8 protein-coding genes and 1 pseudogene are annotated in these 19,899 nt (G+C 73.1%); 2 read left to right on the top strand and 7 right to left on the bottom strand.

All coding sequences use genetic code 11. The features are described from left to right. Positions 1 to 181: 181 nt before the first annotated feature. Positions 182 to 3,514 carry a DEAD/DEAH box helicase gene (locus C8E97_RS15205; protein ID WP_246018904.1) on the top strand — a complete coding sequence of 1,111 codons (3,333 nt, stop codon included), beginning with the start codon at positions 182 to 184 and terminating at the stop codon, positions 3,512 to 3,514. Positions 3,515 to 3,537: 23 nt separating this feature from the next. On the opposite strand, the gene C8E97_RS34590 is transcribed toward C8E97_RS15205, so the two are convergent. Both C8E97_RS34590 and C8E97_RS15200 read right to left on the bottom strand, forming a co-directional pair. After that, positions 3,538 to 3,681 carry a hypothetical protein gene (locus C8E97_RS34590; protein ID WP_170211864.1) on the bottom strand — a complete coding sequence of 48 codons (144 nt, stop codon included), beginning with the start codon at positions 3,679 to 3,681 and terminating at the stop codon, positions 3,538 to 3,540. Next, positions 3,678 to 4,589 (bottom strand): AMP-binding protein, encoded by a 912-nt coding sequence (locus tag C8E97_RS15200; RefSeq protein ID WP_342776276.1) that lies wholly within the window; start codon positions 4,587 to 4,589, stop codon positions 3,678 to 3,680. Before C8E97_RS15200 ends, C8E97_RS34590 begins: the two co-directional genes overlap by 4 nt. A 214-nt stretch (positions 4,590 to 4,803) precedes the next feature. Here C8E97_RS15200 and C8E97_RS36015 point away from each other — a divergent pair. After that, positions 4,804 to 5,946 (top strand): annotated as a pseudogene (locus C8E97_RS36015) (MFS transporter); the annotation flags it as partial. Positions 5,947 to 6,137: 191 nt separating this feature from the next. On the opposite strand, the gene C8E97_RS35325 reads toward C8E97_RS36015, so the two are convergent. The 5 genes from C8E97_RS35325 to C8E97_RS15170 form a co-directional block, all read right to left on the bottom strand. Then, positions 6,138 to 15,311 (bottom strand): type I polyketide synthase, encoded by a 9,174-nt coding sequence (locus C8E97_RS35325; protein WP_121006069.1) that lies wholly within the window; start codon positions 15,309 to 15,311, stop codon positions 6,138 to 6,140. Positions 15,312 to 15,320: 9 nt separating this feature from the next. After that, positions 15,321 to 15,869 carry a carboxymuconolactone decarboxylase family protein gene (locus C8E97_RS15185; protein ID WP_121006067.1) on the bottom strand — a complete coding sequence of 183 codons (549 nt, stop codon included), beginning with the start codon at positions 15,867 to 15,869 and terminating at the stop codon, positions 15,321 to 15,323. Between the two features lie 15 nt (positions 15,870 to 15,884). Further along, positions 15,885 to 16,988 (bottom strand): homoserine O-acetyltransferase MetX, encoded by a 1,104-nt coding sequence (gene metX / locus C8E97_RS15180; RefSeq protein WP_121006065.1) that lies wholly within the window; start codon positions 16,986 to 16,988, stop codon positions 15,885 to 15,887. Continuing rightward, positions 16,985 to 18,316 carry a bifunctional o-acetylhomoserine/o-acetylserine sulfhydrylase gene (locus C8E97_RS15175; RefSeq protein ID WP_170211862.1) on the bottom strand — a complete coding sequence of 444 codons (1,332 nt, stop codon included), beginning with the start codon at positions 18,314 to 18,316 and terminating at the stop codon, positions 16,985 to 16,987. Before C8E97_RS15175 ends, metX begins: the two co-directional genes overlap by 4 nt. Positions 18,317 to 18,417: 101 nt before the next feature. After that, positions 18,418 to 19,677, bottom strand: coding sequence for a homoserine dehydrogenase (locus C8E97_RS15170; protein WP_425470525.1), 1,260 nt, complete (start codon positions 19,675 to 19,677; stop codon positions 18,418 to 18,420). Positions 19,678 to 19,899 lie beyond the last annotated feature (222 nt).

Here is a 19,899-nt window from a genome sequence, read left to right as displayed (position 1 = left end):
GAGGAAGCGCGGTCCGGTTGGGACACGGCGAGCTTCGGGCCCCTGGACCACGGGAGTCGGCGCGTGTCGCCCATGCCGTCCACGCGGCGCACTTCTTGGCAGATTGTGGAGATCGTTCGCATTCGGAGTGCCGGTAATCTCCTGCCCCATTGGCCGCACAGGGGTGAGAGGAGCGGCAATCGTGCATTCGGACGCGAAACGGGCCCGAGTCGTCGAGTACTGGCGCACGGTCGAGATGTTCAGTCCGCAGAAAGTGGACAAGGTCGACCGGGAGCGGATGGTCTACGCGGTGCGGCCGGACCAGCCGCTGCCCTGGGAGCCGGGTCACGTCCTCGCCCGCCGCCGCCTCACCGCCAAGCAGACCTGGCGCCACGTCGTCCACCTGGGCATCTACCAGTTGGACGGCGTTTACGAGGCGCTGTCGCGCGTGTTCACCCCCGACGAGGAGAGCTACGACGACCGGCCCGCCGGCGAGAGCGCGGTCGCCGCGTTCGTGGTGGACGAGCGCGGTCAGGCGGTGCTCGACTCGATCGTGCTGTCCGGTTGTGCCTGGGCGACCGGGCAGGTGGTCCGGCACGGGGGCGGCCGAGTCGACTGGCTGTCCGGCTTCGACAAGGCGGCCAACGGGTTCTCCGAGGAGTGGCGGGACATCGTCGCGGTCGAGGACGTCGGCTCGGGCGAAGGCGTCCCGATCACCCGCACGCCGCGGAGCCTGGACCACGGCGACCTGGCCGACTGCCTCGCGGCAGCGGTCGCGGCCACGGGCACGGGCGTCATCCTGCGGCCGGGTGAGATCCGCGTCAGGAGCCAGGTCGTGTCCCGGCGCACGGCGGCGTCGGCGGGCCACGACTTCCTCAACAGCTTCATCGTCGACGACCTGGGGAACGTGGCGGAGCGCTTGGCCAGTGGCGACTTCGGCGCGGCCCTGCGGGAGTACCTGTCACCGGAGGGCTCGATCTCCACCGCCAGGCGCGTGGACGTCCGCGAGAACGTCCACGCGGTGCTGGAGGCGACCGCGCCCGACCGCGTGCCGTCGGGCCGGTGGCCGAGCGACCCGGAGCACCCCTTGGCGTTGAACCAGCAGCTCGCCGTCAACACCGCCTTGAGCATGTCCGACGCCGGCGTGGTCGGCGTCAACGGGCCACCGGGCACCGGGAAGACGACGATGCTGCGCGACCTGATCGCGGCGCTGGTGGTCGAGCGGGCGAGGCGGCTGTCGGTGCTCAGCGACCCGCGCAAGGCGTTCACCAGCCGGAAGATGCGGTGGAAGAGCGGTCAGCGCACGCGAGTCGTCAGCGAATGGCGCCCCGACCTCGTCGGGTTCGAGGTGGTGGTGGCGTCGTCCAACAACGGCGCCGTGCAGAACGTCACCGACGAGATCCCGGCCGCGGACGCGATCGACGGCTCCTGGCGTGCCCAAGCCGCCGCCGTCGACTACTTCGCGGAGATCGCGGGCAACCTGCTGACGACCGATGACGAGCCCGAGGCGGACGACGACCAGGAGGGGTCCCCGGCTCCGGCGTGGGCGCTGATCGCGGCGCGACTGGGCAACAAGGCGAACCGCAGCCGGTTCGTGAACGCCTTCTGGTACGAGACGAGGAAGGACGACGACCCCAAGTCGTGGGACGGACTCCTGGCCATCCTCAGGACCTACGAGAACAGCGCACCCGAGACCGGTTGGCGGAGCGCCGTGGAGGAGTTCCGCGCCGCGGAGGCGCTGGTGAGCACCCTCCGCGCGCGCAGGGACGAGGTCTACCAGGCGGTGCGGAGGCACCAGCGGCTGACCGATGAGGTCGCGGCGCTCCGGCGCTCGGTCGCCGAAGCCCAGGAAGTACTGGACTCCGCACACCACCGGCACACCACCGCCCTCGCCGAGGAAGAGCGCGGCAACGACGCGTTCACGGCGGTCCAGGCCGCGCACCGGGCCGAGGTCGAGCGGATCACCCGCGAGCACCGCACATCCGTCGAACAGGCGGTCGAGGCGTGGAAATCCCTGGTGGACACCCGCTGGCAGGCCCATCTGATGCACCAACAACAACGCCCGAGCACATGGTCGTCGCTGCGCACCTTCGGAAGGTCGTACAGGCGGTGGAAGCGACACGACGCGGCTCTTCTCGAACAGGTCCAGCAGGCACAGGCGGGACTGGCCCTCGCCCACCAGGCACCACTACCGGCGATGCCTACCGCACCGGGCACCCCGGCCTCGCTGACCTGGGCGAGGAACGTGGTAGCCGCTGCTCGGCACGCCGTGGACGAGGCGCGGCGGGCCGTGGAGCGGGCCGCAAGCGCGCTGCGCGACCGCGAGGCCGAACTCGACTCCGCGCGGCGGACCCGGGAGGCCGGCGCGGAGGAGCTGAAAAAACACTTCCCGGACGACGAGTGGTACCACGACCGCGAACGCCGTGAATCGGCCGCTTTGTGGACCGATCCCGAGTGGAACGCGGCCCGTAGTGCGTTGCTCTTGGCGGCGTTGGCCCTGCACAAGGCATTCCTGCGGCACGTGCCCGGTGAGATGCGCCGCAACCTGCAAGCCGCGATGGACCTCGTTTCGGGGGAAGCGCCGTCGGACGTCGCCCAGGACGCCGCGCTGGAAGCGTGGCGCAGCCTGTTCTTCGTCGTGCCGGTGGTGTCGACGACGTTCGCGTCCTACGCCCGGCTGTTCGGGCACCTCGGCCGCGCGGCCCTCGGCTGGCTCCTGGTCGACGAGGCCGGTCAGGCGACCCCGCAGAACGCCGTCGGCGCGTTGTGGCGAACGCGGCGCGCGGTCGTCGTCGGCGACCCGCTGCAGCTCGAACCGGTGACCACCCTGCCCTTCCGCGCCGAACAGGCCATCCGGACGCAGCTCGGCGTCGACGAGGAGTGGTCCGCGAGCCGGACCTCGGTGCAGCGGCTGGCCGACCGCCTGACCCCGCTGGGCACCTCCCTCCCCGACGGTGACGGCCTGGCCTGGGTCGGCGTGCCGCTGACCGTCCACCGGCGCTGCGACCAACCGATGTTCGACATCGTCAACGACATCGCCTACGACGGCCTCATGATCAACGGTACCGGTCCGGCGGCCGGGGAGCGGTTCGCCCGCGCCTTCCCGTCGTTGCCGCCGTCGAAGTGGATCGACGTCGTGTCCGGCACGTCCCAGGGCCACTGGGTACCGGAGGAGGGCGAACGGCTCGACCGGGTGCTGGCCGCGTTGGCGGACCTCGGTTTCGACATGTCCGAGGTCATGGTCGTGGCACCTTTCCGGGACGTCGCCCGGCGGTTGGCGTCGCGGTCCCACCGGTACCCCGGTCTGGTGGCGGGCACCGTCCACACCGCGCAGGGCAAGCAGGCGGACGTCGTGGTGCTGGTCCTGGGCAGCGATCCGGCGCGTCCGGGCGCGCGTCGTTGGGCCGCCGGCAAACCGAACCTGCTCAACGTCGCGGTGAGCCGTGCGAAACGTCGTCTCTACGTCATCGGCAACAGGTCTTCCTGGTCCGCGCAACGCTACTTCGATGTGCTGTCCGCGCATCTCCCCGACTGACCGAGGGGCAGGGACCGGTTCCATCACGGCCGGGTGCGCACCACGCCCCCGTCGACGTCGGCGCGCACCCGTGTGTGGACCCAGCCGTCGCGGTAGCGCTCATCGTCGTGGCTCGGGAACGGCGACTCCGCCGCCCGGACCCGCAGCAGTCCGTGCCGCGCGGTCAACGAGACGCCCGGCAGTACGGCCCGACGACGGGTGGCCGGTGAGCGCCGACCAGGTCCGCCGCGACCACGCCGACCCCGGGTATGTGCAGCAGTCGGCCCAGGGACACGCCGTGACGTCGGACGAACCGATCATGCTCCACTTCGGACACCGGACCGGTGGCGACGACCAGCCTCGGCCGCGTCTTGAAGTCGTGCGGGGCGGTGCTCAGCGAGCGGATGCGCTCGGGGCGGGCGAACACGACGTCGCACCCGGTGTCCGCCAGGGCGTACGACACGTCGTCGTGCTGCCCGAAGACCAGTGTGGTCCCTGCCTGCAACGAGTGCAGCAGACCGACCACGACGCCCACCGGGCTCACCGGGTCGTCCAGCACCAGCACGCGCTCACCGGCCCGCGGCGCGCCGTCCAGCCCGGACAACCGGGTGGTCTCGGCGAGCAGGTCCGGTCCGGTGCGGCCGACCGGGGAAGGGCCGTCCAGGTGCAGCAGCCGATGCGGCGTGCTCGGTGCGGAACCGCCGCCGAGGATCTCCACGCGGATGCCGCACTCGGCGCGGAACCGACCGGGCAGAGCACCGTCGGAGCGGACGTAGCAGCGGGGTCGGGTGCGCGCCAGGTCGCGCATCACCCGGGAACGGCCCGCGCGGTGGTCGACCAGGACCACCCGCGCGCCGCGCGACCACAGCGCGAGCAACGACCACAGGAGGGTCAGGCTGGGCGCCATGTGCAGCACCGCGGTGTCACCGGGGCGCACGCCGTGCGCGCCGTAGGTGGCGTTCAGGGCGTCCACCCGGTCCCGCAACGCGCCGAACGTCCACTCGCGACGGACGTCCGCCCACACGTCCCGCTCCGGTCGACCGGCCAGCAGGTCACCGCCCCACCAGGGGTCGGCATGGATCAGCGTCAATGCCACAGTCGTCAACGTGGCACGTTTCCCGTTATATGACAAGGAGTTCAGTTCGAGTGCCCACGGCCTGGCCGGAGACCCCGGGTGAGGACGAAAATGTCCCTACCTGACAATAAATGCCCTACTTGTCCGCCCTTGCGCGGCTCGGCACGATGACGTCGTGACGGAAGACCAGGTACTGGGTCGCCGGTGGGTGGTGCTGGCCGTGTTGCTGGCCGGGATGCTCATGGGTGGCATGGATTTCACGATCCTCAACGTGGCCCTGCCCACGATCGGCCGCGTCCTGCTGCCGACCAACTCCGAGCTGCTGTGGACGGTCGACGCCTACTCGTTGACCGTGGCCGCGACCCTCGTCGTGTGCGCGACCGCCGGTGACCGGCTGGGCCGGAAGCGGGTGCTGCTCGCGGGCGCGGCCACGTTCGGCGTGGCGTCCGCGGCGGCGGCCCTGTCCTCCGCGCCCGGCCAGCTCATCGCCGCACGTGCCGTGCAGGGCCTCGGCTACGCCATGCTGCTGTCCAGCACGGTGGCGGTGATCCGCGTGGTCTTCCCGGTGGCCCGGGAACGCGCGCTCGCCTACGGCCTGTGGGTGGCCGCGTCCAGCACGGGCGCGGCGCTCGGCCCGGTGCTCGGTGGCCTGCTGGTCGAGTCGTTCTCGTGGGGCGCGGTGTTCCTCGTCAACCTGCCGATCGTGGTGGTGATCCTGGCGCTGGGCGCGGCACTCGTGCCCGAGTCGCGCGGCGACGCCGTGCACCGGTTCGACGCGTTCAGCGCGGTGCTGTCGATCCTCGGCCTCGCGGGCACCGTGTACGGGTTGCAGCACATCGGCCAGCCCGGTCCCGTGCCGCTGGACGCGGTGCTGGTCGGGATCGCGGGTGTGGCGCTGCTGGTGGTGTTCGTGGTGCGGCAGCGCCGGATCGACAACCCGTTGCTGGACCTGCGCCTGTTCGGCGACCGCCGGTTCTCCACGGCCACGGTGTCCATCCTCGTCTGCTACGGCTGCTACACGGGCCTGTTGTTCCTGCTGACCCAGCAGCTCCAGTCCGTGCACGGCTACTCGCCCGCGCAGTCCGGCCTCGCGCTGGTCCCGGTCGCCGTGTCCAGCGCGGTCGGAGGTGTCGTCGCGCCGAGGCTCGCCGCCGTCGTGGGCAACCGCTGGGGCGTCACGACCGGGGTCGTGGTGCTGGCGCTGGCGGTGACGGCGTTGGCCGTGTTCGGCGCGGCGGGGAACTTCGCCGCGTTCGCCGGGGTCGGGCTGGGCGCGGGCATCGTGATGGCGCTCGGCGCGGACTCGATGATGACCGCCGCGCCGCCGGAGCGCGCGGGTGAGGCGGGCGCGGTGCAGGAGACGGGCTTCTCGCTCGGCGCGGGCCTCGGCGTGGCGGCGCTGGGCGTGCTGACCGCCGTGTCCTACCGCTGGGGCGTCGGCGGGGCGACCGCGGCGCTCACCCCGGAGTGGCGGGAGGCGGTCAACGGTTCGATCAGCGGCGCGCTGCGGGTCGCCGACGACCTCGGCGGCGCGGCGGGCGAGGCCCTGCGCGCCGCGGCGCGCTCCGCCTACGAGGCCAGCTTCTCCTTCACCGGGGCCGTGGTGGCGTCCGCGCTGCTGCTCCTCGCCGTGTCGACGGCCGTGCTGCTGAGGCCGGCCGCGGCGGTCGAGGCCGACCGCCCCGCCGAAGAAGCCGAGTCGTCGGGTTCCCCGGCCTGACGACCCGGCTCCAGCGGGCCCCGTGCTTCCCCCGCACGGGGCCCGCGCATCTTGTCCCGGTACCAGTTGCCCCACTCCTCCAGCTGCTCCGCGAGGTCCTTGAGGCTCAGCCCGACCTCGGTCAGCGAGTACTCGACCTTCGGCGGGACCTCCCGGTAGACGGTCCGCCGCACCAGCCCGTCCTCCTCCAGCTCCCGGAGCTGGCGGGTGAGCATCCGCGGCGTGATGTCCGGCATCATGCGGTTCAGCTCACCGAAGCGCAGCGTGCCCCGGAACAGGTACTTGAGGATGCTCAGCTTCCAGATGCCGCCCAACACCGTCATGGCGACCTCTAAGGTGCAGTAATCAATCACCGAGCGCAACCAGTCACGCACCGCCTCACCCGCCGCCGCGGCGTGCTCGTCGATCAGGCTGACGTGGGTGCCCGGCACGGTGACCACGTCGTGCGGCAGCGGCCACACCGACCGCTCGGGAGGCGCGCCCGGGAGGTCCGCCGCGCGCACCACCAGGGTGGGCACGTCCACCGGCTCTGGACTCCAGCCCCGGAACAGGCGCAGGTGGCGGCCCATCGCGGTGAGGGTGGCGTCGTCCACCAGCTCGGCGACCTCCGGCTTCCCGGCCAGCTCGTCGAACAGGGTGGCCTGGATGAGCCGGATCTCGTCGTCGTCGGGCAGGAACGTGTCCAGCAGCACCACGGCCGCGGGCCGCCGCCGCGCCGACCCCGCCGCGACGGCCTGCGCGAGCCATCCGCCCGACAAGTACCCGACCAGCACGAACGGGTCGTCGCCGACCACCCGCGGCACGACGTCCAGGTGGTCGGCGACCACGTCCGCCACGCTGGTGGGCAGTGATTCGCCCGCCGCGTACCCCCGGGCGGTCACCGCGTGCACCGGCCGCTCGCCGCGGAACACCGCCGCGAACCGGGCGAACTGGTACGGGCTGGCGGGCGCGACGAAGGACGGCAGGCACACCAGCGCGTGCTCCGCGCCGTCACCGCCGAACCGGACGGCCTCCCGCCGACGCCGCCCGGCGCCCTCCGGCCGGAGGTCGGCCGCCAGCGCCAGCAGCTCCAGCGCCTCGCCGATCCGACCTGTGGCCCGCGCGCCCTCGAACAGCGGCACCAGCGCCCGCCCCGCGCCCTGGACCGGAACCGGCTCGACGGGCTCTGCGGCCTCCTCGGGCACGACCTCGCCGACCAGCTCGTCGATCACCCCGGCGAGGCCGTCGACGGTCGGGTGGTCGAACAGGGCGGTCGCCGGCAACCGCGCGCCGGTCAGCGCGTTCAACCGGGTCCGCAGCTCCAGCGCGGACAGCGAGTTCAGGCCCAGCTCGGTGAACGTGTCACCGGCCCCGATCCCGCCCTCCTGCCTGCCCAGGGCGCTGACCAGCTCCCGGCTGACGACCTCGGCGATCACCTCGGTCCGCGCCGGCCCGGTGAGCCCGGCCAGCCGCGACCTCAGCTCCGGCTCCTCGGCGCGACGCGGCGCGGGCACGTGCACACCGCCGCCGTCCAGCCAGTACCGCCGGCGTTGGAACGCGTACGTCGGCAGCTCGGCGCGCCGCAGACCGGTGAACAGCTCGCGCCACGTCACGTTCCCGCCGTCCGCGAACAGCGCGCCCGCGGCGCGCAGGAACTCGTCGAAGCCACCGCTGTCCCGCCGCAACGAGCCGACCACGGTGGCGTCCACGTCCAGCGCCTCCGCCGTGTCCCGGACGGCCGTGACCAGCACCGGGTGCGGGCTGACCTCGACGAACACCACGTGCTTGCCGCCGATGAGGCCCTCCACCGCCTCCTGCAACCGCACCGGCTCGCGCAGGTTGCGGTACCAGTAGTCGGCGTCCAGCCCGGTGGTGTCCAGGCGGGCGGCGGTGACCGTGGAGTGGAACGGCACGTCGGAGGCCGTCGGCTCCAGGTCCGCGAGGTCGGCCAGGAGCCGGTCGCGCACCGCTTCGACGTGCGGCGAGTGCGACGCGTAGTCCACCGGGATGATCCGCGCCCGCACGTCCTCGGCGCGCAGCCGGTCGTGCAGGCCGGTCACCGCCTCGACGTCACCCGCCACGACGGTGGCGTGCGGTCCGTTGACCGCGGCCACCGACAGCCGCCCGGACCAGTCGGCCAGCAGGTCGACCGTCCGGTCCACCGGCAGCGGCACGGACAGCATCCCCCCGTGCCCGGCGATCGCGGACAGGGCGCGGCTGCGCAGGGCCACCACGCGGGCCGCGTCCTCCAGGCTGAGCGCGCCCGCGACGTGCGCCGCCGCGATCTCGCCCTGCGAGTGGCCGACGACGGCGGCGGGCGTGACGCCGACCGACTCCCACAGCCTGGCCAACGACACCATGATCGCGAACAGGACGGGTTGGAGCACGTCCACGCGGTCGAACCCGCCCGACCGCAGCACCTGCGCGAGCCGCCAGCCGGTGTGCGGCGCCAGCGCCCGCTCGCACTCGGCCATCGCCTCGGCGAACACCGGGGAGGCGTCCAGCAGCTCCACGGCCATCCCGATCCACTGGGACCCCTGGCCGGGGAACACGAACACCACCTTCTCCCGCTCCCGCGCGGGCCGCGTGCCGCCCTCGGCGACCGCGTCCAGGCCGGCGAGCAGTTCGTCCCGGTCGCGGCCGACGACCACGGCTCGGTGGTCCAGCACGGCGCGGGTGGTGGCCAGCGCGTGGCCGACCTCGCCGGGGTGCCAGTCGCTGCCGTCGAGGAAGTCACGCAGCTTGGCCGCCTGGGCGCGGACGGCCTCCGCCGAGTGGCCGGACAGCACCCACGGCGTCGCGGGCAGGTCCACCGGCTCGGGCTCGGGTTCTGCGGCGGGTGGTTCCTCCAGGACCACGTGGGCGTTGGTGCCGCTGATGCCGAACGACGACACCGCCGCCCGACGCGGACCCTCCACCACCCACTCCCGCGCCTCGGTGAGCAGCTCCACCCGCCCCGACGACCAGTCCACGTGCGGAGTCGGCTCCGTCACGTGCAAAGTCCTCGGCAACACCCCATACCGCATCGCCATGATCATCTTGATCACACCGGCCACACCCGCCGCCGCCTGCGTATGACCGATGTTCGACTTCAACGACCCCAACCACAACGGCTCGTCCCGATCCCGACCGTACGTCGCCAACAACGCCTCGGCCTCGATCGGATCACCCAACCGCGTCCCGGTCCCATGAGCCTCCACAACCTGCACATCACGCGGCGACAGCCTCGCGTCGGCCAGCGCCCGTGTGATGACCCGCTGTTGGGAGCGGCCGTTGGGCGCGGTCAGACCGTTCGACGCGCCGTCCTGGTTCACCGCCGTGCCGCGGACGACCGCCAGCGCGCGATGACCATTGCGCCGCGCGTCGGACAACCGTTCCACCAGCAACAGACCCACGCCCTCGCCCCACCCGGTGCCGTCCGCGTCGGCGGAGAACGACTTCGAGCGGCCGTCCGGGGCCAGACCGCGCTGGCGGCTGAACTCCACGAACGTGCCGGGCGTGGACATGACCGTGACACCACCGACCAACGCCAGGTCGCACTCACCCGACCGCAACGCCTTGGCCGCCAAGTGCAGCGCCACCAACGACGACGAGCACGCCGTGTCCACGGTGGCGGTCGGGCCGGTCAGGTCGAACATGTAGGAGAGGCGGCCGGAGATCACGCTGGCCGTGTTCCCGGTCAGCAGCACGCCTTCCAGTTCGCCCGGCATCTGGCTGACCGGCGGCGCGTAGTCGTGGTACATCGCGCCGATGAACACGGCCGTGTTGCTGCCCCGGACGCCATACGGATCGATACCCGCGTGCTCGAACGCCTCCCACGCCGTCTCCAACAACAAACGCTGCTGCGGGTCCATCGCCACCGCCTCACGCGGCGAAATCCCGAAAAACCCCGCATCGAACTCATCCGCCCCGTAAAGAAAACCCCCCGACCGCGTCATCGACTTACCAAGGACATCCGGGTCCGGATCATACAAATCAGCAGCCCAACCCCGATTCGAAGGAAACCCACCGATCGCATCCCCCTCCCCCACGACCAACTCCCACAAACCCTCCGCCGACACCACACCACCCGGATAACGACACGCCATACCCACCACCACCAACGGGTCGTCATCGACCCCGGTCGGCGCGGTCACGGCCGGCGTCGGCTCCCCCGCGCCGGTCAGGCGTTCCACCAGCAGGTCCACCACGGCGGCGGGCGACGGGTGGTCGAACACCAGCGACATCGGCAACGGCACGTCGGTCTCCGCGCCGAGGCGGTTGCGGAACTCCACCGCCATCAGCGAGTCGAAACCCAGCTCCTGGAAGGGTTTCACGAGCGGCAGGGCGTCGGCGTCGGCGTGCCCGAGGACACCCGCCGCCTGGGCGCGCACCACCATCGTGAGGTGTTCGCGCAGGTCGTTCGTCGCCGGCTTGGGCCGGGTCCGTCGCCGCGCGGGAGGGCGTCCGAACAGGCCGCGCAGCAACGGGTGCGCGGTGGCCGACCGCTCCACCCGCAGCGGAGCCAGCAGCGCCCGGTCGGCGGCGATCGCGCGGTCGAACAGGTCGAGCGCTTCGGCGTGCGACAGGACACCGACGCCGGCGCGTGCCATGCGCAGCACGTCCGCGTCGGCCAGGTTCTGCGACATGCCGCCGCTCTGCTCCCACAGCCCCCACGCGAGCGCGGTGCCGGGCAGGCCGCGCGACCGGCGGTGCTGGGCGAGCGCGTCGAGGTAGGCGTTGGCGGCGGCGTAGTTCGCCTGGCCCGCCGCGCCGATCAGCCCGGACACCGACGAGTACACGACGAAGGCGTCCAGGTCGCCGGTCAGCTCGTGCAGGTTCCACGCGGCGTCCACCTTGGGCCGCAGCACGTCCAGCAGCCGGTCCGGCGTGAGCGCGGTGACCACGCCGTCGTCCAGCACACCGGCCGCGTGGACCACGGCCTTGAGCGGGCGGTCGGCGGGCACGGTGGCCAGCAGTCCGGCCAGCGCGTCCCGGTCGGCCGCGTCGCACGCCTCGACGCGTGCCCGCGCACCGGCTTCGGCCAGTTCGGCGACCAGCTCCGCGGCGCCCGGCGCGTCCGGGCCGCTGCGGCTGAGCAGCACCAGGTCACGCACCCCGTGCCGGCGCACGAGGTGCCGGGCCAGCGACCGGCCGAGCGCGCCGGTCCCACCGGTGATCAGCACGGTGCCGTCGAGCGTCGCCGGTTCGACCGCTGGGGAGCGCACGAGTTCCGGCGCGAACGCCGCGCCCTCGCGCAGCAGCACCTGCGGCTCGCCCGTGGCGACCGCCGCGCCCAGCGCGTCGGCCGACGCCCGCGTGCCGTCCACGTCCACCAGCACCAGCCAGCCGGGGTGCTCGGTCTGCGCCGACCGCACCAGGCCCCACGCGGTGGCGGGTGCGGGCTCGACCGGTCCGTCCCCGGCCGCGCCGGTGGTGACCAGCACCAGGCGCGAGGCGGAGAACCGCTCGTCGGACAGCCACAACCGCACCGCTTCCAGGGTGTCCAGCGCGATACCCGCCGGGTCGGTCCCGGTGACCGGCAGCGCCACCACCTCGGGCACCTCGGCGAGAGCGGCCAGTTCTCCGTGCGAGGCCACGAAAAGCGGCGGTACGCCGCCCGCCGGCTCCAGTGGCCGCCACCGCACCTCGTACAGCGAGCCGGCGCCGAAGCCGCCCGCCGGCGCTTCCCGCCACAGCAGTTCGTCCACGGTGATCACCGGCGCGCCCGCGGTGTCCTGGATGGTGAGCGACACCGCGTCCCGGCCGCGCCGGGTGGCCCGCACGCGCAGCCGGGTCGCGCCCGCGGCGTGCAGCCGGACGCCGGACCACGAGAACGGCAGCCGGGTACCGGTGGCGTCGTCGGCGACGCCGGGCAACAGCACGTGCAGCGCCGCGTCCAGCAGTGCCGGGTGCAGCAGGAACCCTTCACCGGGGCGGTCCAGGTCCACCTCGGCGAACAGCTCGTCGCCGTCGCGCCACGCGGCGACCAGGCCCTGGAACGCGGGCCCGTACCGGTAACCCTGTTCCGCCAGCCGCTCGTACACGTCGGTCAGGTCCAGTTCGTCCGCGTCGGGCCACGCGGCCGGCACGGGCACCGTCGCGTGGTCCGGTCCCAGCACGCCCGTCGCGTGCCGCGTCCACTCCCCGTCGGACTGCCGGGAGTGCACGGCCAGCACGCGCCGGCCCGCGTCGTCGGGCTCGGTGAGGGTCATCTGCACGACCACGCTGCCGTCCTCCGGCAGCACCAGCGGGCTGGTGAGGGTCAGCTCCCGCACCGCCGCGCACCCGACCTGCGCGCCCGCGGTGAGGGCGAGTTCGACGAACGCGGTCGCGGGCACGACCACCGAACCGAGGACCGCGTGGTCGGCCAGCCACGGGTGGGTGGCCAGGGACAGCCGCCCGGTGAACGCGTGGCCGCCCGTGTCGGCGAGGTCCAGCGCGGTGCCCACCAGCGGGTGCTCGGTGGGGCGCAGCCCGGCCGACGTCAGGTCACGTCCCGCCGTCGGTTCCAACCAGTGCCGTTCGCGCTGGAACGCGTAGGTCGGGAGGTCGATCCAGCGCGCGCCGGGGAAGGCGCGCTTCCAGTCGACCTGCACGCCGCGCGTGAAGACGCCGGCGAGAGCCGCCGCGAACGTGTCCGGTTCCGGCTTCACGCCGCTGAGCGCGGCCAAGGCCGTGCTCGCGTCCGGTTCGGCGAGGCAGTGCGGGACCAGCGCGCTCAGCGTGCCGTCCGGCCCGAGTTCCAGGAACGTGCGCACGCCCTCCCGCTCCAGGACGGCGACGGCGTCGGCGAACCGCACCGCCTCCCGCGCGTGCCGCACCCAGTGCTCCGGATCGGTCAGCTCGGAGGTCACCAGCCCACCGGTCAACGTCGAGACGATCGGCAGTTCCGGTTCACGGAAGGTCAGGCTCTTCAGAACTCGTCGGAAGTCGTCGAGCATGGGGTCCATCAACGGCGAGTGGAACGCGTGGCTCACCGACAACCGCTTCGTGCGAACACCCCTGTCCCGCAACGAAGACACAACCGCCGACACCTGCGACTCATCACCCGCCAACACCACCGAAGCAGGACCGTTCACCGCCGCCACACCCACACCACCGGACAACAACGGCACCACGTCCCGCTCCGACACCCCCACCGCGACCATCACCCCACCAACCGGCAACGCCCGCATCAACCGACCACGCGCCGACACCAACCCAACCGCATCACCCAACGACAACACACCCGCCACATGCGCCGCCGCGATCTCACCAATCGAATGACCCACCAGAAAATCCGGAGACACACCCCAGGAACGCACCAACCGGTAAAGGGCGACGCTCAGCGCGAACAGGGCAGGCTGCGTGATCCCCGTGTCGTGCAAGCGCTCACCGGTGGCGACGGCGTGCCGCACCTCCCCGTCGAACGCGGCCAGCACCTCGTCGTAGAACTCACCGAACTCCGGGAACGTCCGCGCCAGCTCAAGCCCCATGCCGGCGCGCTGTGCGCCTTGGCCGGGGAACGCGAACGCCAACCCGGATGACGGCGTCTCCGCCGTCACCGAGCCCAGCCCGGTCAGCAGCTCGTCCCGGTCCGCGCCCACGACCACCGCGCGGTGCGGGAGGACCGCTCGCGTGGAGGCCAGCGAGAACCCCACGTCGACGGGACTCCAGTCACGCCCGGTGAGGAACTGTTCGAGCCGGGATGCCTGTGCCCGCACCGCGGCCGGCGTGTGCCCGGACAGCACCCACGGCACCAGCGCCGGCCCACGGCCCTCGCCCGATGCCGGAACCGGCGCGGCGGTCGGCTGCGGGGCCACCTGTTCCGACACGACCACATGGCAGTTCGCACCGCCCATCCCGAACGAGCTGACACCTGCCACCAGCGTTCCGCCCGGCCAGGGTGAGAGCCGGTCCTGCACGGCGAGCCGCAGCTCGTCGAGCGGGATGTCCGGGTTGGGCGTGCGGAAGTTCAGGCTGGGCGGCAGTTCCCGGTGCCACACGCTGAGCGCGAGCTTGATGAACCCGGCGATGCCCGCCGCGCCCTCCAGGTGCCCGATGTTGGTCTTCACCGAGCCGACGCGCAACACCCGCTCCTCGGCGGCCGTGCCGACGACCGCGCCCAGTGCCGCCGCCTCCACCGGGTCACCGACCCGCGTCCCGGTGCCGTGCAGCTCCACGTAGCCCACCAGCGCCGGGTCCACCTCCGCGTCCCGATAAGCGCGGCGCAGCACCTCCTCCTGCGCGGCCACGTCCGGCACCGTGACGCTGCTGCCGCCGCCGTGGCACACCGCGCTGCCGCGCACCACGCAGTACACGCGGTCGCCGTCGGCCAGCGCGGCGGCCAGCGGCTTGAGCACCACCGCGCCGCCGCCTTCACCGCGCACGTACCCGTTGGCGCGCGCGTCGAACGTGTAGCACCGGCCGTCGGGCAACAACCCGCCCCACTTGGCGGAGACCTCGGACGTGCGGGGCAGCAGGCTGATGTTGACGCCGCCGACGATCGCGGCCTCCGACTCGCCCGAGCGCAGGCTCTCCACCGCCAGGTGCAGCGCCACCAGCGAGGACGACTGGCCGGTGTCCACCACCATGCTCGGCCCGGTGAGGCCGAGGAAGTGCGACAGCCGGTTCGCGATGAGGGCCCGCTGGACACCCGGCATGGTGTGCCCGGTTTCGCCACCCCTGGACAGGAGCTGGGCGAAGTCGTCCCAGATCGTGCCGACGAACACGCCGACCGACCGGCCGCGCAGGCCGGTCGGCACGATCCGCGCGTCCTCCAGCGCCTCCCAACCCAGCTCCAAGGCCAACCGCTGCCGCGGGTCCATGTGCGCGGCCTCGCGCGGTGATATCCGGAAGAACCCCGGGTCGAACCGGTCGACGTGGTCCAGGAACGAGCCGCGACGGGTGTCCCCGCCCGGCTCGGCCCGGTCGGCGGGCACCTCGCCGACCACGTCGCGGCCGGTGCGGAGCAGGTGCCAGAACTCGTCCGGGTTGCCCGCGCCCGCGAACCGGCAGGACAGGCCGACGACGGCGATCGCGCCGGACCGCCGCCCCGCACTGGCGTAGGACGTGTTGCGCACAGTCTTCTCCTACGACTCGAAGGTGGGTGTCGGGTCCGCGGGCGCGTCGATCTCGATGTCCAGGACGGTGGTCAGGCGGCCGACCATGAAGTAGACGCCGACCAGCGCGACCACTTCGACGACCTGGCTGTCCCGGAAGTGCTCGCGGAGGCGGGCGAACACGGCGTCGTCCACGCGCGGCCCGGCGGCGACCTCCGCCACGAACGCGAGCACCGCGCGCTGCCGGTCGTCGAAGTGCCCGTCCGGTGCACCGGCGCTCAGCGCGGCGAGCTGCCCGGGGCTCAGGCCGGCGCTCAGCCCGCCCGCGCGGTGCTGCGCCCACACGTACTCCGCGCCGAAGTGGCGGGCCGCGGCCAGCACCACCAGCTCGCGGTCGGCGTCGGTCAGGGTGCTGTCCAGCGCCTGGGCGCGCCCGATGTCGGCGACCGCGGTGAGCAGCGCCGGGTTGTGCCCCAGGATGCGGAAGACGTTGAGCAGCGTGCCGTCGTGCGGGTCGCCGTAGATCGGGGTGGGCATGGCGAAGGACGGCGCGAGGTGCGGGTAGGTGACACGGGCCATCGTTCCTCCTGGTGGTCAGCGCTCGGCGAGGCGCAGCGCTCGGGTCAGCAGCTCGCCGACCGCCGCCGTCTCGGTGAGGAAGCCGTCGTGCCCCTGCCGGGACCGGATCACGTCCAGGCCGGCGCAGCCGGGCAGCTTGTCGGCGAGTTCGCGTTGCAGGCGCAGGGGGTACAGCCGGTCGCTGTCGATGCCGCCGATGACGAACGGCACCGGGCACGACGCGAGCGCCGCGTCCACACCGCCCCGGCCGCGGCCCACGTCGTGCCCGTTCAGGGCGCGGGTGAGCACGACGTAGCTGGCCGCGTCGAAGCGGGCGACCAGCTTGCGGGCCTGGTGCCGCAGGTAGCTCTCCACGGCGGGCAGGCCGGGTCGCTGGTCGTCGTTGCCGAACCGCTCGTCCAGCTCGGTCTCGGAGCGGTAGGTGAGGTGGGCGATGCGGCGGGCGAGCGCGAGGCCGGCGCGCGGTGCGCGGCCCGTGGCGTGGTAGTGACCGCCCTGCCAGTCGGGGTCGGCGGTGATGGCGGCGACCTGCGTGCTCTGGGTGCCGATCTGGTCGGCGGTGGCGCGCGCGCCGACGGCCAGCACCATCGCCGCGCGAACCCGGTCTGGCCGGCCGATCGCCCACTCCAGCGCCCGCGCGCCACCCATCGAACCGCCCACCACGGCCGCGAACTCCCGGACGCCCAGGACGTCCGCGAGGGCCGCCTCGGCGGCGACCTGGTCGCGCACGGTCACCTCGGGGAACCGTCCACTCCAGACGGTCCCGTCCGGGTGGGTGGCGGTCGGCCCGGTGCTGCCGTAGCAGCCGCCGAGCACGTTCGCCGCGACCGCGCACCACCGCCGGGTGTCCAGCGGGCGGCCCTCCCCGACCAGGCCGTCCCACCAGCCCGGCGTCGGGTGGTCGGGCGGCCCGGCCGGGCCGGTCACGTGCGAGTCGCCGGTCAGCGCGTGCAGCACCAGCACGACGTTGTCCCGCGTGGGGGACGGCGTGCCCCACGACTGCACGGCCAGCTCCACGTCCGGCAGCACCTCGCCGGACTCCAGCCGCAGGGGGCCGATCGCGATGTTCCGCACCCGTTCGCCGGGGAACGCGACGGGCGCGGGCGCGTGCACCGTCATCGGGCGACCGCCGCGAACCCGGTCTTCAGGTCGTCGATGATGTCGTCGATGCTCTCCAGGCCCACCGACAGCCGCACGGTGGCGGGCGTGATGCCGGCCGCCAACTGCTGCTCGGAGGTGAGCTGGGCGTGGCTGGTGGTGGCCGGGTGCAGCACCAGGGACCGCACGTCGCCGATGTTCGCGACGTGGCTGTGCAACGACAACGCGTCGATGAACCGCCGCGCGGCGGCCTCGCCGCCGGCGATCTCGAACGCCACCACCGCTCCCGCGCCGCGCGGGGCGAGCTCGCGGGCCCGGTCGTACCAGGGCGAGGTGGGCAGCCCCGCGTAGGCCACGGACCGCACGTCGTCCCGCCCCGCGAGGAACTCGGCGACGGCCGTCGCGTTGGCCACGTGCCGCTCCACCCGCAGGCTCAGCGTCTCCACGCCCTGCCCGAGCAGGAACGCGCTGAACGGCGACACCGCCGCGCCGAGGTCCCGCAGCACCGAGACGCGGGCCTTGATGGCGTACGCGGCCGGCCCGAGGTCGGCGTAGACCAAGCCGTGGTAGCTGGGGTCCGGCGTGGTGAACTGCGCGAACCGGCCCGACCTCCAGTCGAACGAGCCACCGTCCACGACGACGCCCGCGATGGTGGTGCCGTGACCGGCCAGGTACTTGGTGGCGGAGTGCACGACGACGTCCGCGCCGTGCCGCAGCGGCTGCACCAGGTACGGCGTGGCGACGGTGTTGTCCACGACCAGCGGCAGGCCGTTGCGGTGGGCGACCTCGGCGACGCCCCCGATGTCGAAGACCTCGTTGCGCGGGTTGGAGATGCTCTCGCCGAAGAACGCGCGGGTCTCCGGGCGGACGGCGGCCTGCCACTGCTCCAGGTCGTCCGGGTCGTCGACGAACGCGACCTCCACCCCGTACCGCGGCAGCGTGTGCCCGAACAGCGTGTGCGTGCCGCCGTACAACCGGGGGCTGGACACGATGTGGTCGCCGGAGCCGGTCAGGTTCAGCACCGACACCGCCGACGCGGCCTGCCCGGACGCCAGCAGCAGCGCGGCGACACCGCCCTCCAGGGAGGCGATCCGCTGCTCCACGGCGTCCTGCGTGAAGTTCATGATCCGCGTGTAGACGTTGCCGGTCTCGGACAGGTTGAACAGCGCCTCGGCGTGGTCGGTGCTGTTGAAGGCGTAGGAGGTGGTCTGGTAGATCGGCAGCGCCCGCGCGTTGCTCGCCACGTCCGGCGAGTGGCCGACGTGGATCTGCCGCGTCTCGAAGCCCCATGACCCACTCGGGTCCGGGAGCTGCTCGGGGGTCTCGGCGCGCACGGTGGTCTCGGTCACGGTGTGTCCTCTCGCAGGGAGGTGGGACCCGTGCACGGGCACGGGCCTGGTGTGGGAAGGGGGAAATCAGCCTTCGAACGGGCCTGTCGTGGGAAGGGGAATCAGCCTTCGAGGCGAAGTGCGCGCGGCAGTGCGCGCACTTCGGGGAGCACGGCGAGCTTGTCCAGGGCGGACAGCACCGCCGGATCGGGCGCGGGGCGGGTCGTCACCACGACGTGGGAACCGCGGCGCGACAGGGACTCCGGCTCGACACCCTGACCCGCGAACACCGCGCCCACCTCGACCGGCACGCCCGGCCGGTCGTCCACCTCGACCCGCACGTGGTAGCCGGTGGCCGTGCCGCCGCGCGGGTCCACGGGCAGCGCCACGGGTGCGGCGTCGGCGGGACGGGTGACGCCCGCGGCCAGGTCCCGGGCGACCGACACCAGGTCGCCGAGAACGGCGCTGGCGGTGGCGTCGCCGCCCGCGCCCGCGCCGCGGAACAGCAGCTCGCCGGCCGCCTCCGCCTCGACCAGCACGGCGTTGAGCACACCGTCCACGACCGCCAACGGGTGGTCGGCGCGGACCATCGCCGGGTGGACGGCCACGTTCACCTGTCCGTCGACCCGCTCGCACACCGCGATCGGCTTCACGACCCGACCGGAGGCCTGCGCCGCGGCGATGTCCTCGGCCGTCACCTCCGCGATGCCGGTCCGCCGCACCTCCCCCGGGTCGACGACCGCGCCGAACGCGGCGAACGCGAGCAGCGCGGCTTTCGCGGCGGCGTCGTGCCCCTCGATGTCGGCGGTCGGGTCGGCTTCGGCATACCCGAGCCGCACCGCCTCCGCCAGCGCGTCCCGGTAGCAGCCGCCGGTGCGGGTCATGGTGGTGAGCACGAAGTTGCAGGTGCCGTTGACGATCCCGCTGACCCGCGTGATCCGGTCGCCCGCCAGCGACTCCCGCAACGGCCGCAACACGGGCACCGCACCGGCGACCGCGCCCTCGTAGCGCAGTGCCGCGCCGCTGGACTCCGCCGCCGCGCGCAGCTCCAGGCCGTGCCGGGCCACCAGCGCCTTGTTCGCCGTCACCACGGATTTCCCGGAGCGCAGCGCCGACAGCACCAACTCCCGCGCGGGCTCGACACCACCGATCAGTTCCACCACGACGTCGACGTCCGCGTCGACCAGCGCGGCGGCGTCCGTGGTCAGCAAGTGGCGCCACGGTCCGGCGTGGCGGGCGGGTTCGAGCACCGCGATGCCGACGAGGTCCACCGGCGCGCCGATGCGGTCGCGGAGTCCCGCGGCACGCCCCGTGAGCAGCCGGACAACGGCCGAGCCGACCGTCCCGTGGCCGAGCAACGCGACGCGAACAGGCCGATCCAACACTGTGCATCCCCCAGTTTGGTCGTGTATTCAACACGGCCGCGAATAGGCGGTCCGGTTGTCCCGTCAAGGCAGGCAAGCAGCGAAAGAACGGCTGGCGCGTCCTTTACCTCCGAGTCGGACGGAAATCCTCCGCGCACGCGTCGGCCCTCAGGAGCCACCCCGCCGGCCGCTCGCGGCACACAGCGTCAACCGCAGGCGACCCACCCGGCCCGACACTCC

It is taken from the genome of Saccharothrix australiensis (genome assembly GCF_003634935.1).
Classification (GTDB): domain Bacteria; phylum Actinomycetota; class Actinomycetes; order Mycobacteriales; family Pseudonocardiaceae; genus Actinosynnema; species Actinosynnema australiense.
This window is presented reverse-complemented; position numbering and strand designations above follow the sequence as displayed.